The following is a 14,395-nucleotide window of genomic DNA, read 5'->3' on the forward strand; positions in this document are numbered from 1 at the left end:
CTAGCGGTTATAAAAAACGTGGAATAAAACTCAAAAAACGTGGAACAAACTCCTGAAAACGTGGAATAAAACTCAAAAAACGTAGAATAAACTCCTGAAAACGTAGAATAAACCTCCAAAACATAAAATAACTCCGCGAAAACATGGAATAACCTCAACACCCAATAAAAAATAAATGCGATGTTTAAAAAATAATTCACTTTCCCATACTTTGACGTATAGACACTAGTTTTAGCGAAGCAGCACTAGTTTTGTCGGGTGTGAAGGGAAAAGAAACTCGTCATAGAATTAGCGTTAGGACGAGGAGGCGAAGCAATATGAATTATGAACTTTCGATGTACCCAGAGCAGATTGCAATTATTCGATTATATGGGGAGCTTGGGCATCATGAAACTGAAAAAATCCGTGCTCAAATTTCGAAAACGATACTGCAAGGGCATGTGACGACATTAATTTGGAATTTAGCAGGTCTGCAATTTATGGACAGCTCAGGCATTGGCTTAATTTTAGGAAGAATGCGAGAGCTTAGCATCGTAGGTGGTCAAATCATTATTTTAAATCCTTCATCGACAATGCAGAAAATATTCCAATTTTCTGGTCTTGCACAATATATTATGCATGCAGATGAACAAGCAGCTATTTCACATATAAGGGGGATTGTTCATGGATAACGAAATGACATTATCATTTATTGCAAAAAGTGAGAATGAAAGTTTAGCAAGAATGGCGGTTATGAGCTTTATTGCTCAGCTTGATCCGACAGTAGACGAGTTATCTGAATTGAAAACAATTATTTCGGAGGCTGTTTCCAATGCAATTATTCATGGCTACGAGGAGGATGGCAAAAGCGTTGTGACAGTGCGAGCAACGTTAATCGGTCATACGATACAAGTAAGCATTCAGGATTATGGGAAAGGGATTGGCGATGTTGCACAGGCGATGGAGCCTTTATTTACAACAAAAGCAGCTTTAGAGCGTTCAGGTATGGGCTTTACGATTATGGAAAGTTTCGCGGATGAGCTTGTTGTGCAGTCTGTTGAAGGCGAAGGGACAAGCGTGACTTTTACGAAAAAAATATCATCAGCACATGCGTCAGTAATGTAAAGGGGTGGGGACAATCGAAAAGTCTTCAGAAGTGTTGTTGACGCAGGCGGAGATGCGGGTATTAATTGAGCGCTCGCAACAAGGGGATATTGAGGCAAGGAAGCGGATGATTGAAGGAAATACACGGCTTGTTTGGTCAATTGTACAACGCTTTTCATCGCGCGGTGTAGAGCTGGAGGATTTATTTCAAATCGGCTGTATTGGCTTAATGAAATCGATTGATAAATTTGATTTATCTTACGAGGTAAAATTTTCAACATATGCTGTGCCAATGATTATTGGAGAAATTCAACGCTTTTTACGCGACGATGGTATGGTAAAGGTTAGCCGTTCAATTCGTGAGCTAAACTATAAAATTCGTCATGCTACAGAGGAATATATGAAGACGAATGAGAAGCCACCTTCTATTTCAGAGCTAGCGGAGCGCTTAGGTGTGACGCAGGATGATATTTTGATTGCGACAGACGCAATGAGAGATCCGGCCTCTTTACATGAACAGCTCTTTGAAAACGATGGGGACTCCATTACATTGATGGATCAAATGTATGATGAAAAATCGCAACTCCCATTTGAATATATTCCCCTCAAGGAAATGCTAACAAAGCTTGATAAACGAGAGCAGTCCATTATTTATTTACGCTATTTTGCGGATTTAACGCAAACTGAAATAGCGGAGCGACTTGGAATTTCACAAGTGCAAGTATCGCGCTTAGAGAAAAAAATATTAGCACAGCTGAAGCAATGGATGGATGTGACAACTACGAAAAAGGCAGTGAAAAAATGAGCAATCAGCTTTTTACATCTTTAGAGCAGGCACAGCAGTATTTAAGTGAAGTTTTAGGCGATAGCGAATCGTTTGACGTTTGTGTAAAGCCTATTTTTGTACGCAATATGGAAGTGTTATCGGTCTATATTTCAGGACTGGTTGATAGTGAAACGTTAACGCAACTACTAGCTGAATTACAGTATGAGAGGTCTGAACATATTGAGGATGAACCCGCCTATTTTGATGCGCACTTTAATCATCATGGAAAAGAGCCTGTCGAAACGATTGAAGATTTTTTGTTGGGCGTTTTAAGCGGACGAGTTGGTCTTGTGACGACACATGGCTATTGTTATTGCGCAGAGTTTCGCAAGTATCCGGGACGTAACCCAGAGGAACCTGATAATGAAAAGGTGATTCGAGGTGCACGTGATGGTTTTGCAGAAAATATTATACAAAATGCAGGTTTAATTCGTCGCAGAATTCGAAGTGCAAATTTGCGCTTTCAGCTTTCGCAAATCTCTAAACTAGGGAAGACGGATGTCGCGCTTTGTTATATAAAGGATTTAGTAAATGAAGAGCATCTTCACTGGCTTCAGGAGCGCTTTCAGTTAATCGAGCATGATGGTTTAACGATGGCGGATAAATCTTTGGAGGAGTGGTTATTCAAGCAAAAGTTTCATCCCCTACCATTCGTCCGCTACTCTGAACGGCCAGATATTGTGGCAGCGCATTTATTGGAGGGACATATTGCAATTATTGTTGATACGTCACCATCTGTTATGCTGATGCCTGTGACGATGTTCCATTTTTTACAGCATGCCGAGGAATATCGTCAGGCGCCATTAATTGGCTCAATGATGCGGCTTTTACGCTACGCGGCAGCATTGCTTAGCTTAGTGTTGCTGCCATTATGGTATTTATTTGCGCAGGATAGTCATTTGCTACCTGATGCGCTTTCTTTTTTAGGAGAAGCAGAGCAGTCGAAAGTGCCGCTCTTTTTGCAAATGATTATTGCCGATTTAGGTATTGAATATTTGCGGATTGCGGCTATTCATACCCCAACACCGCTTTCGACCGCAATGGGATTAATTGCCGGGATAGTTATTGGGCAAATTGCCATTGATGTTGGGCTCTTTTCAAGCGAGGTTGTATTATATACAGCGCTTGTTGCAATTTTTACATTCGCAATACCGAATTATGAGCTAAGCATTTCAATTAAAGTTTTCCGTATTTTTTTATTGATTATGACAGCATTATTTGAAGCTAATGGATTTTTTATTGCATTATTTATAATTTTCTCTTATTTATGTGCACTACGTCCGTTAAAAGTTCCTTATATGTGGCCGCTTATTCCTTTTTTCCCAAAGGCATTTATGCGCGTCTTTATTCGTTTTCCAATGTCTGATGATGCACTTAGGCCATATATTGTGGGTGCACAGCAGCGAAAACGAGCATAAAGCACATTGCACTCGGTTCTCTCCTATGTTAAAGTTCTCATATACTATTTTGAGCGGTAATGGAGGAGAGTAGAGTGCATTTATATGGAACACAAAGTATTTCAAATAATGGGCATTTGATGATTGGCGGAGTAGATACAGTTGAGCTAGCAAAAGATTATGGCACACCGCTATTTGTTTATGATACTGAGCTAATTCGTGAGCGTTCTAGAAGCTTTATCGATACGTTTAAGCAACTGGGCATAAAAGCCGAGGTAGCCTATGCTTCAAAAGCATTTTCTTGTATTGCTGCATATCAACTAGCAGAGCAGGAAAATTTATCGCTTGATGTTGTATCTGGCGGTGAGTTATATACTGCAATTAAAGCAGGGTTCCCAGCAGAGCGCATTCATTTTCATGGCAACAATAAATCATATGCGGAGCTAGAGCTTGCTTTTGATACGAAAATTGGCTGTATCGTTGTCGATAATTTTTATGAAATTAGCTTGTTAAAGGAAATCTCAAAGGCAAAGCAGCAATCGATGCGTATTTTACTACGTGTAACACCAGGTGTAGAAGCACACACGCACGACTTTATTACTACTGGGCAAGCAGATTCAAAATTTGGTTTCGATTTGAATAATGGGCAAGCAGATCGTGCTTTTGAGGAAGTAAAGGATCATGATTTTTTACAGCTTTTAGGTTTGCATTGTCATATTGGCTCGCAAATATTCGAAACGGATGGCTTTAGCTTAGCAGCTGGCAAGCTAATGAAAAAAATAGGTGAATGGAAAGAAAAGCACGGCTTTGAGTGTACTGTATTAAACCTTGGCGGAGGCTTTGGTATTCGTTACACGGAAGAGGATAAGCCTCTTGCACCACATATTTATGTAGCTGAAATGATCAACACTGTACAAGCGGAGGCAGCTGCGCTAAAATTAGCGATGCCGGAGATTTGGATTGAGCCAGGTCGCTCACTTGTCGGTGATGCAGGAACATCACTTTATACGATTGGATCACAAAAAACAGTGCCTAACATTCGTGAATATATCGCAGTGGATGGTGGGATGAGTGATAATATCCGTCCAGCTTTGTACGATGCGAAATATGAGGCTGTTATTGCAAATAAAGCAAATGCACCGAAAAATAGCACTTATACGGTTGCTGGTAAGCTTTGTGAATCTGGTGATAAATTGATGATTGATGCTGCACTACAGCAGGCGGAGTCTGGTGATATTTTAGCTATGTTTTGTACAGGTGCCTACGGTTATTCGATGGCTTCAAACTATAATCGTGTGCCGCGCCCAGCCGTTGTTTTTGTAGAAGCAGGTGAACACCAGCTAGCTATTCGACGTGAAAGCTATGATGATATTGTACAAAACGATCTCCCATTAACATTTAAGAAGGGTGAATAATCGTTGAGAATATCAAAATGGAAGCTATTAATAGGGTTAGTGTCCTTTATACTATTTTGGGGTTTGATTTATATTTATGTGATCATTCCGACCTTTGTAGTTGATTAACATAATAGTTTTGTATAGCAGAAAATGAGGAAATGTAAAGATGTTAGTAAAATATAAAAAAACATTTGAAAAAATTGCGATGGGTTTAATTTCATTAATGCCGAAGTGCAAAGATTCAAAGTATTTAATGGATATTGTGCATCATTATGAGCAAGCTACAGATCGGCAGTTATATTTATGGAAGAAAGATGAAGAATTTGTTGGCATAATTGGTGTTGCTGTAGAAGGTTCGACGGCGACTATTCAACATATTTCGATTCTTCCTTCTTATCACGGCGAAGGAATTACTGCCGCGATGCTAGAAGAGCTACGCGCTTTAGGGCAATATGACAGTCTGCAATATAATGATGAAACAGCACCATTTTTGCAGCATCATCTATCGAATAAGGAATAAAGAAAAAGAAGCTGTGGAGAATAGGCTAATGCTAGCATTTCTCTACAGTTTTTTGTATTTCTTTAAAAGGAGAAGAAGTATTGAGGTACATTTTAGTTAGTTCATTACTAGTTGTCATTTTGATGGTACTAAGTGGCTGTGGCGTACAAACTGAAGGTTACATATTAAAAATAGAAGATGAAATATTAATTGCCGAAAACATTACTGCAAATGACTATGAAGTAACAAAAAACAAGTCGATTACTACTTTACAAGAAGAAGGGGTTCGATTGACGTACTATAAATCCAATAAAACTGACAATTTAAAAGAAGGAGATAAAGTGAAGATTTGGGCAAAAGGTAAAGAACAAACTTCTTATCCAACAAGGGCGGGTGCGAAAAAAATTGAGGTAATCGAATGAATTTTCACTCCAAGTCTTTTATATATTGATTCAGCAATCTTTTCTGCGACGAGTAATCGCAGGAGCAATCTTTTCTGCGACGAGTAATCGCAGGAGCAAATCTTTTCAGCATTTATTTGAATTCAGAGAAAGGAAGCTCTATATATGTCTAAAATGGTTAACATGCTCTCTATATTATGGCTCCTCAAATCGAGAAAACAATTGACTGCTAAGGAGCTAGCAGAAGAATTAGAAATTAGTATCCGTACAGTGTATCGCTATATTGATGCTCTGTGTGCAAGTGGAGTACCAATCATTTCAGATGCAGGACATAATGGTGGGTACAGTTTACTGAATGAATTCACAAAGGCACCTTTGTTTTTTAACCAGGATGAACAAAAAGCACTTGTCCATGCTGCAAAATTTGCAATAGATGCAGGGTACCCCTTTAGTGAAGATTTAGATGAAGCAATTTCTAAATTAAAAACATATACAAATGAGGAGCAATTGGATAATATCAATCGTCATTTAAGAGGATTTGAAGTTATACATCCTACTGTTGAACCGTCATTGAAACCCATTCTTCAAGATTTAGAAATTGCTGTTGCCGAAAGTTATAGGCTATTTATTGATTATCATAAAGGGAATGAGATTAAATCACAATCACGCCATATTGACCCTTATGGTCTTGTTTATTGGAAAGGTAAGTGGTATACCGTTGCTTATTGCCATTTGCGTCAGGAAATTCGAAGTTTTCGAATTGATCGTATTCAATCATTATCTAGAACGGATAAAAAATTTGATAGGCCTTCGGGATTTTCAGCACGAACTTTCTTTCTAAAAGATCTTTTACCTAATTCCAATCAACTTGAAAAGCTTATTTCTGTCCGCATCAAAGGCAAGGCACATGCGCTTGATGATTTGTGTCAGCATTGGTTATTTAATCATGCTTTAATAGAGCGAAAAAACAATGAAGCTCTTTTTAAGGTTGATAAGGAGGCTATTCATAGCTTTGTACCTTACTTTCTTCTACCCTATGGTAGATCTATAACCATTTTGGAGCCAACTGTATTACAAGAAAAATTGGCAACTATCAGCCTTGAATTATTCAATCATTATCAAAATACTTCACTTCACTGACCGTACTTGTCAGTGAAGTTTTTTTATAATGTACTTGTTCAGAATATAATTTTTAGGGGGCAAAAAACATGAAGGACTTGAAATATCAGTTTTACATCGCAGCTACACCTGAGGAAGTATGGAAGGCACTTGTCTCTCCAGAAGGTACAAAACAAATTTATTATGGGTCTGTCATTAAATCTACATTTAAAATTGGCGATTCTTTAGAGTATGTCGGTCCAGGAGTCGATGGGGATGAAACCGTGCATGTATACGGAAATGTATTGGGATACGAGCCAAATCAGTTACTTCAATTTACTCATTATCCTGGAAAATCTTATGTGAAAGATGATCATGCATTTGAATCAAGAATCACATATATTTTAGAGCCTTTAAGCTCATGTACGAAATTGACACTCATTCATGACCAGTGGAAAGAAGAGGATTCCTCTTATGAAAATACCGACAAGGCATGGTGGATGATTTTAAATAATACAAAGACCTTGATAGAAACGGGGAATGTTTTAAACTTTAGCGAAGGCTCATAGGTCTATCACAAATAAGGAGGTAGTGGAGCTCCTTATTTGTGTTTTAAGATATACGATGTGAAGTCTATTTCACGAATCTCTGCTAAAAGATAATCCATTTTGATCAATTTTTTTCAAAATGGATTATTTTTATTTACAGATAAAGTGAAACTACCAATCGAGTTTTTACGGGCTGTTTGATCCCCCGCTTATACATCTCAATGTTATCTGATGTTTTGAAGTGGGGGTCTGGTGCTCCTGCGGTTACTCGTCGCAAAAGTACAGCCTGTTAATACGGGATAAATAAAAGTTCATGAGATTTTTTCGAAGTTACAACAGCAATAAAAAAAGTCACCTTTCTTATTTTGCTTGATTTTTTGCATCAAGTCTTGCCTGACGCTCAGCAATTATAGCAGAACGGTCACGCAGTTTATGTTTATCCCGCAAAAATGCGTTAGATACTGGCTCCAGCTTTGCACTGTAGGAGCTAACTAGCTGTGCGAATTCTTTATTTACAATTAATAGTTGAAATGCTTGGAAGCTTTCTTTTGCCTGAATACGCCGTATCGCTTTTTGTAATTCATCTAACAAATTTGCACGATTTAACATGTCGAAAAAAGGAGATTGCGCTTCATTTTGCAAACAATTATAAGCTTTTTGCAATGTGCGTAATGCCCCGTTCATATTGCCACGGCGCCAATGATACAGGCCTGTTGCAAGCTGCACAAAGCCAACGAGGATATGCTGTCTATCCCCTGGTGCAATTTCCTTCCAATACTCCTCTAACACTTCATGGCATTCAAAATAATCTTCATTGCCATTAAAATAAGCGCAATATTGCACAAACAATGGATGCATAACCCTCACCTTTCCTCTTTACGAATAACGTATTAAAATAGTATCATATCAATTGCGCCCAGGCGTAATTGTGTCCAGATTTTAATAGGAATTTGCAAGGATATCCCAATTAAAATCTATGACATCCTCTGAAGGATTTATATTAATGCAATGGATTTCCACTGAATGAATTAATATAAATCTCGACAAGAAACGACAGGTGGTAATCAAATGTCTTATGAAGTAAAGCTTGAAGCATTTTCAGGCCCACTCGATTTATTATTGCATTTAATTAATCGTTTGGAAATTGATATATATGATATTCCGATGGCGGAATTAACGGCTCAATATATTGATCATATACATGCAATGCAAGTGTTGGAATTAAATGAAGCAAGTGAATATTTGGTAATGGCAGCAACGCTTTTAGCCATTAAAAGTAGAATGCTTTTACCTATTCATGAAGGTGAAATGGAAGATGCAGAGTTTGAGTTAGATAGCGCTGACCCACGTGATGAACTTGTAGCACGCTTAATCGAATATAAAAAATATAAAGAGGCAGCAACGCAACTGCAAGTGCTTGAAACGGAGCGTGCCCAAGTGTATACACGTCCACCAGCGGATTTATCAGCATTTATGCCGGATGAGCAGCTGGCGTTATTCGATGCAAATGTTAACGTCTATGATATGCTTGCTGCATTCCAGAAGCTGCTGCGCCGTAAGCAATTAAAAAAGCCTTTGCAAACGAGGGTAGCAAGGCAAGAAATTTCAATTCGAGAAAAAATGTATTCGGTTGTCGCTTCTTTAAAGAAAACAGGGGGGCGCGCGATGTTTTCAGAGCTATTCCCTTATGAGGATAAATCGACTTTAATTGTTACTTTTTTATCACTATTAGAATTAATGAAGCGTCAAGTAGTATTTGTAGAGCAGCAGCGCAACTTTGAAGATTTGACGGTGCTATTACAGAAGGAGGAGATTGACGATGAACTCGAGGACGTTGATGAGCAAAATTGAAGCACTCCTCTTCGTAGTTGGAGATGAAGGCATGACGGTACGTCAGTTAGCAAATTATTTAGAAGTAGAGGATATGGACGTTGAAGCAGGACTAAGTGAGCTTGCAACGCAATATAATGAATCAGAGACATCTGGTATTGCATTGAAGCAATTAGCAGGTACATATCAATTAACAACAAAACCAGAAATGGCAGAAACAATTAAAAAGCTTGTTGATAACCCGACAAATCAATTACTAACAGCTGCTTCTGTCGAGGTGCTTGCAATTATTGCGTACAAGCAACCTATCACAAGAGTTGAAGTAGAAGATTTACGCGGAGTTAAAAGCGAAAAGCCAATTCAAACACTTGTTTCAAGAGGGCTTATTCAGGATGTCGGACGTGTAGAAGGGACAGGGCGTGCTATTTTATATGGCACAACGAAGGAATTTTTAAACTACTTCGGCTTGAAGGACATTGCAGAGCTACCGCCATTACCAGAAGGACATGACGTGGAAGAAGAGCAGGAAGCCGATCTATTTTTAACGAAATTCCAAGAAGCATTTAATGACTAAAGGAGTGAATGTTTGAGAAAGTGGCTATGTGTCGTATTACTTTTCGTTTTATTGCAGCCTTCAGCACAAGCGTCAAGTCATGCATATGCGGTAGTGGATGCGCAAACAGGAAGGCTACTTATGGGTACGAATGAGCATGTGCGGTTACCGATTGCGAGCTTAACAAAAATATGGACAGCGCTAGTCGTCCTTGAAAACAGCGAGCTAAGTGACAAGGTGACCATTTCAGAGCGCGCTGCATTGAGCGAAGGCTCCTCCATTTATTTAGAAAAGGGGCAGACATATTCTATTGAAACGTTGCTATATGGTCTTATGTTACGCTCTGGTAATGATGCAGCACACGCACTTGCAGAGCATGTAGGAGGCTCTGTAGAAGGCTTTGTTTATTTAATGAATGAGCGGGCGCGGCTAGCGGGCTTGTCGGATACGGTGTTTAGCAATCCGTCAGGCTTACACAATGAGCAGCATCTTTCCTCTGCTTATGATACAGCTCGTATGCTACAGATTGCGATGCGCAATGAACAATTTAAAAAAATTGCTTCAACTGTTATTTTTAATGGAGAACAAAACTGGAAAAATAAGCATCGCCTTTTATCAGAAAATAACGGAGCAATTGCAGGCAAGACAGGCTTTACAAAAGTAGCAGGTCGCACGCTCGCCACTTATTTTCAAAAGGAGCAAAAGCAATTTATTGTTGTCACTTTAAATGAATCAGATGATTGGCGTGTACACAATGCACTGGCCGATAATATTGCTAAAAATTATGCAGAACGTACTTTGGCTAAAAAAGGAACATACACGGTGGCGGGAGAAAAAATAATTGTTAATGAGCCTATTAAAATGCTTGTGACAAAAGCTGAAGTGCGCGATATGCAGCATGTCGTCTATTTGCCAACAGATGCTCGTAAAAAAGAAGCTATCTGGTATGTCTATAACAAAGGTCGCCCAGTACACGCTGTGGCGGTGGAAAGAGAATAAGATACAGCACCTCAAGTTGTTGGAGTATGTTTAACAACTTGAGGTGCTGTTTTTTTACACAGACAAGATGGAATGATAGAGTAACCTCAACTTAATTATGAACAAACTTTCTTATTTTCTGCATAATTTCTTCACATTTATTGATTATACTAGTTTTAGTAATGGGAAAGGAACAAATGGAAGAGTGAATAAACTATCTACAAAATTAGCAATTAGCTTCTTTTTAGTTGTGTTAATAATGGAATCTATCCTAATGTACTATCTACATCGAAGCATGATTAATACGAGAGTAGAGGAGGAATTTTCTTTACTATTGGCAAATGGCGCCAATCATCGTGATGTGCTTGTAGAAAATTATTCAGAAATCACCTTAAAGCATATCTCTTTAATGGAGCAAAACGGAAATAGAGAAGTGATGATTACAAATAAAACGGGTGACATAATTAGTAGCTCAGCTTCTTCTCATATGATACAAGAAGAGTACCAATTTATCATTAAGGATCTTCACAATAAAAAGGACGAAATCATTGTTTCTGAATGGAGGAGTTCACCGTATATTATTAGCGTTCATCCATATAAAGTCGATAAAGAGCGCTATGGCTATGTACTTATGCTGCAAAATACAAGCTCGCTTAATCAAATGGTTGATAAAATGAATATGCACTTTGTTTTATCAGGTATTACTGGCTTTGTTGCACTATTTATCGTGTATATTATGCTATCAAAAATCATTACGAGACCTTTAATGCGCATGAAAGAGGCAACAGAGAAATTGAGCAAGGGGGACTTTAAAGTGAGCTTGCTTAATTTAGGGAAGGATGAGCTAGGTGAATTAGCAGGCTCCATTCATAAATTAGCCAATGACTTGGAGCGCCTACAAAACGATAGAAATGAATTTTTAGCAGCAATTGCTCATGAATTGAGTACACCGTTGACCTATTTAATAGGCTATTCAAAAATTGCGATGAGGGAGGGAACTAGTGAGAAAGAGCGTCAACATTATATTGAAATCATTGGTGAAGAAGCGAATCGGATGAAGGATTTAGTAAAAAATCTAATGGATTTAGCTCGGATGAATGAAACAGCATTTGACGTGTCAAAGGAAACTTTTCTCGTTAGATCATTTTTAGAAAATGTTTGTCAGCTTGTTGCGTCGTCTTATAGCTTAAAAAAGATAAAGCTTGAGCTTATTTGCGATGAGCAGCTTCAAATTTATTCGGATCGAACACGCTTAGAGCAAACTGTACTTAATTTATTGGATAATGCATTGAAATATTCAAATGAAAACTCAGTTGTCACTTTAAAGGCTGAGCAAAATAATGAGAAAATTGTTATTTCTGTTAAGGATACAGGTATCGGTATTCCTGCTGAGGAAATCGAATACATCTTCGAAAAGCTGTATCGGGTTGAGAAGTCACGTTCCCGTACAAATGGTGGCTCTGGAATAGGGCTGGCGATTGTGAAGGAGCTCGTTTCTGCACTTGGCGGAACGATTGAAGTGACAAGCAAAGTAGGAGAAGGAAGTACATTTACAATCACAATTTAAAGGGGGAGGGAAATAAGTGCATACGGTTCTTTTAATTGATGATGAGGAAAGAATGTTAAATTTAGTAGAGCTGTTTCTTTCTCCTTATAACATTGCATGTCTAAAGGAAACAAGTGGTGAAAAAGCACTAGAAATACTAAAGAAAAAAGAGATTGCTCTTGTTCTACTAGATGTAATGATGCCGTATATGGATGGCTGGCAAGTGTGTCAAAAAATACGTGAATTTTCAAACGTTCCCATTATAATGCTGACTGCACGGGCTGATAAGTCAGATTTAGTGAAAGGGTTAAACCTTGGGGCTGATGATTATATTGCTAAGCCTTTTGATGAAGGGGAATTAATAGCGAGAGTCAACGCACAATTGCGTAGAGCTTCAGTAAATGACAGGTCAAAAAAAGCTGCCATTTACTTTGAAAAATTTATTTTAGATGCAGAGATGTATGCCTTGCACTATGAGCATTTAACAACATCGCTTACGTATAAGGAGTTTTATATATTAAAGGCGCTTATTTCTAGACCTTCTAAGACATTTACGCGGGAGGAATTATTAACTGCAGCATGGGAATATGAAGCAGAAATCGATATTCGAACAGTAGATTCTCATATTCGAAATTTAAGGGATAAGCTAAAAAAGGCTAGTTTTCCGACAGATATATTTTTAAAAACAGTGTGGGGAATTGGCTACAAGTGGAATTAATTGATTTGAAATAAGGGGGAGCAAATAAAATGAAATTAAAATTATTAGTAGCTACATTAATGGGAGTAAGTTTATTAGCAGCATGTGCTGAAGAGGAAGCGGCAGTGAAAAAGATTGAAGCGTCAGCAATTAAAGAAATGGTGCAAGATTATACGTTGCGAAATACGACTGCCAAATCTGCCTCTATTACGTCTACTCAGCTAGTCGTAACAAATGATAACGGTGCCAAGGAGATTTATGAGTTACCAGAGAATGAGTTTTTTGTTTCCATTGCCCCGTACATAAATGAAACACATCCTTGCGATAATCATAGTTTAACGGGGTGTCAAGGTGAATTAGCAAGCAAGCAGTTTGATGTCTATATTGCGGATGAAAAGGGCAATGCTGTTGTCAATGAAACATTGCAAACAGAGGCAAACGGGTTTATTGACTTGTGGCTCCCACGCAATCAAACATATCAAATTAAAATACAGCATGATGGTAAGGCAGTTGAATCAGAGTTTTCTACTTTTGACAAGGATGGAACTTGCATTACAACACTGCAATTAAGCTAATAAAGTAGGGGGATAAAAATGTATAGTTTTTTGTCTCAAATAGGTCAAGTAATTAGCGAGCCATTGTCATCGTTTTTTAGCTCATACAACCATTCACCCATTGTTGCTGCACTGTTGCTCGGGTTAATTGGCGCCGCTGCTCCCTGTCAGCTAACAGGAAATATTAGCGCCATTACGTTATACGGCAATCGCACGATTCAAAAGGATGCTAGCTCGGGGGTTATTGCTGCTTTTATTATGGGGAAAATTGTAGTTTACAGTGCCATTGGATTGTTTGCATGGCTTTTTGGACAAACATTTGAAACGGCACTTACAGCCTATTTCCCGCTATTTAGAAAGAGTATTGGTCCATTATTAATACTTACAGGGCTAGTGCTCATAGGTGTTCTAAAGCTGAAATTTTTAAATCGTCTTACAAGCTATATGCCATCGAAATTAATAAAAGGAAAGCTTGGCTCATTTCTGCTGGGTGCAAGTTTTGCCATCGCATTTTGCCCAACAATGTTCGTTATCTTTTTTGTGTGGCTAATGCCAATCGTTGCTTCCACCTCTTACGGCATAGTATTGCCAGCTATTTTTGGCAGTGCAACATCGATTCCATTGATTATTGTTTTATGGTTTATTTGGTATTTTGATGTAAAGGGCTTAGTAATGAAGAAAAGCATGAAAATCGGAAAAGTGATTCAACAAGTAGCAGGGGCTTTACTAATCATTATAGGCTTTCTCGATACACTCACTTATTGGGGGTAGTAGTAAAAGTAGAAACCACAGATAGTTTGAGGAAAGCGCAGATAAATCATGGGAAGTCGCAAATAAATTGAGAAAGTCGCAAATAAAGCATGAGAAATCGCAGATAACTCATGTGAAAACGCAGATAACTCGAGAAATCCGCAGATAAATCATGAAAAAGCGCAGATAACTCAAGAAATCCGCAGATAAGTCATGAAAAAGCGCAGATAACCCAAGA

General features: G+C 38.3%; 17 protein-coding genes. 16 read left to right on the plus strand and 1 reads right to left on the minus strand.

The annotated features are described in order from the left end of the window. Positions 1 to 317: 317 nt before the first annotated feature. The 9 genes from TY13_RS04630 to TY13_RS04670 all read left to right on the plus strand — a co-directional run bounded on the left by TY13_RS04630 (position 318) and on the right by TY13_RS04670 (position 7,270). Positions 318 to 671, plus strand: coding sequence for an STAS domain-containing protein (locus tag TY13_RS04630; protein ID WP_042472221.1), 354 nt, complete (start codon positions 318 to 320; stop codon positions 669 to 671). After that, a complete protein-coding gene (gene spoIIAB, locus TY13_RS04635) occupies positions 664 to 1,104 on the plus strand; it encodes an anti-sigma F factor (RefSeq protein WP_042472223.1) in 441 nt (146 codons plus the stop codon). Before TY13_RS04630 ends, spoIIAB begins: the two co-directional genes overlap by 8 nt. Positions 1,105 to 1,108: 4 nt before the next feature. Then, positions 1,109 to 1,888, plus strand: a complete 780-nt coding sequence (locus TY13_RS04640; protein WP_074432925.1) for a SigF/SigG family RNA polymerase sporulation sigma factor — start codon at positions 1,109 to 1,111, stop codon at positions 1,886 to 1,888. After that, positions 1,885 to 3,327, plus strand: a complete 1,443-nt coding sequence (locus TY13_RS04645) for a spore germination protein (protein WP_042472224.1) — start codon at positions 1,885 to 1,887, stop codon at positions 3,325 to 3,327. The genes TY13_RS04640 and TY13_RS04645 overlap by 4 nt, the downstream gene beginning before the upstream one ends. Before the next feature lie 74 nt (positions 3,328 to 3,401). Beyond that, positions 3,402 to 4,721, plus strand: coding sequence for a diaminopimelate decarboxylase (gene lysA / locus TY13_RS04650; RefSeq protein WP_042472226.1), 1,320 nt, complete (start codon positions 3,402 to 3,404; stop codon positions 4,719 to 4,721). A 148-nt stretch (positions 4,722 to 4,869) separates the two neighbouring features. After that, positions 4,870 to 5,223: a GNAT family N-acetyltransferase gene (locus tag TY13_RS04655; RefSeq protein ID WP_042472228.1), complete on the plus strand. Its 354-nt coding sequence runs from the start codon at positions 4,870 to 4,872 to the stop codon at positions 5,221 to 5,223. A gap of 80 nt (positions 5,224 to 5,303) precedes the next feature. Further along, on the plus strand, positions 5,304 to 5,624 hold the full coding sequence (locus TY13_RS04660) for a DUF3221 domain-containing protein (protein WP_042472230.1): 321 nt from the start codon (positions 5,304 to 5,306) through the stop codon (positions 5,622 to 5,624). Positions 5,625 to 5,768: 144 nt separating this feature from the next. After that, positions 5,769 to 6,743, plus strand: coding sequence for a helix-turn-helix transcriptional regulator (locus TY13_RS04665; protein ID WP_042472233.1), 975 nt, complete (start codon positions 5,769 to 5,771; stop codon positions 6,741 to 6,743). A gap of 68 nt (positions 6,744 to 6,811) precedes the next feature. Further along, complete coding sequence (locus tag TY13_RS04670) at positions 6,812 to 7,270, plus strand: SRPBCC domain-containing protein (RefSeq protein ID WP_042472235.1); 459 nt, start codon at positions 6,812 to 6,814, stop codon at positions 7,268 to 7,270. A 339-nt stretch (positions 7,271 to 7,609) separates the two neighbouring features. Here the strand turns inward: TY13_RS04670 and TY13_RS04675 are convergent, their stop codons facing one another. Beyond that, the gene (locus TY13_RS04675; protein ID WP_042472238.1) at positions 7,610 to 8,107 is read right to left on the minus strand and encodes a DUF309 domain-containing protein; all 498 of its coding nucleotides are present in this window, start codon (positions 8,105 to 8,107) and stop codon (positions 7,610 to 7,612) included. A 210-nt stretch (positions 8,108 to 8,317) separates the two neighbouring features. On the opposite strand from TY13_RS04675, the gene TY13_RS04680 reads away from it, so the two are divergent. The 7 genes from TY13_RS04680 to TY13_RS04710 all read left to right on the plus strand — a co-directional run bounded on the left by TY13_RS04680 (position 8,318) and on the right by TY13_RS04710 (position 14,178). Beyond that, positions 8,318 to 9,100, plus strand: coding sequence for a segregation/condensation protein A (locus TY13_RS04680; RefSeq protein WP_042472239.1), 783 nt, complete (start codon positions 8,318 to 8,320; stop codon positions 9,098 to 9,100). Next, on the plus strand, positions 9,069 to 9,653 hold the full coding sequence (scpB, locus tag TY13_RS04685; RefSeq protein ID WP_154661507.1) for an SMC-Scp complex subunit ScpB: 585 nt from the start codon (positions 9,069 to 9,071) through the stop codon (positions 9,651 to 9,653). The genes TY13_RS04680 and scpB overlap by 32 nt, the downstream gene beginning before the upstream one ends. 12 nt (positions 9,654 to 9,665) lie before the next feature. After that, a complete protein-coding gene (locus TY13_RS04690; protein WP_042472244.1) occupies positions 9,666 to 10,631 on the plus strand; it encodes a D-alanyl-D-alanine carboxypeptidase family protein in 966 nt (321 codons plus the stop codon). A 184-nt stretch (positions 10,632 to 10,815) separates the two neighbouring features. Beyond that, entirely contained in the window at positions 10,816 to 12,177 is a 1,362-nt protein-coding gene (locus TY13_RS04695) for a HAMP domain-containing sensor histidine kinase (RefSeq protein WP_042472245.1), read from the plus strand. A 16-nt stretch (positions 12,178 to 12,193) separates the two neighbouring features. Continuing rightward, entirely contained in the window at positions 12,194 to 12,874 is a 681-nt protein-coding gene (locus tag TY13_RS04700; protein WP_042472248.1) for a response regulator transcription factor, read from the plus strand. A 29-nt stretch (positions 12,875 to 12,903) separates the two neighbouring features. Further along, positions 12,904 to 13,428: a CueP family metal-binding protein gene (locus TY13_RS04705; RefSeq protein WP_042472251.1), complete on the plus strand. Its 525-nt coding sequence runs from the start codon at positions 12,904 to 12,906 to the stop codon at positions 13,426 to 13,428. Between the two features lie 18 nt (positions 13,429 to 13,446). Next, positions 13,447 to 14,178, plus strand: coding sequence for a cytochrome c biogenesis CcdA family protein (locus TY13_RS04710; protein WP_042472253.1), 732 nt, complete (start codon positions 13,447 to 13,449; stop codon positions 14,176 to 14,178). Positions 14,179 to 14,395 lie beyond the last annotated feature (217 nt).

The organism is Bacillus ndiopicus (genome assembly GCF_000612805.1).
GTDB classification, from domain to species: domain Bacteria; phylum Bacillota; class Bacilli; order Bacillales_A; family Planococcaceae; genus Metasolibacillus; species Metasolibacillus ndiopicus.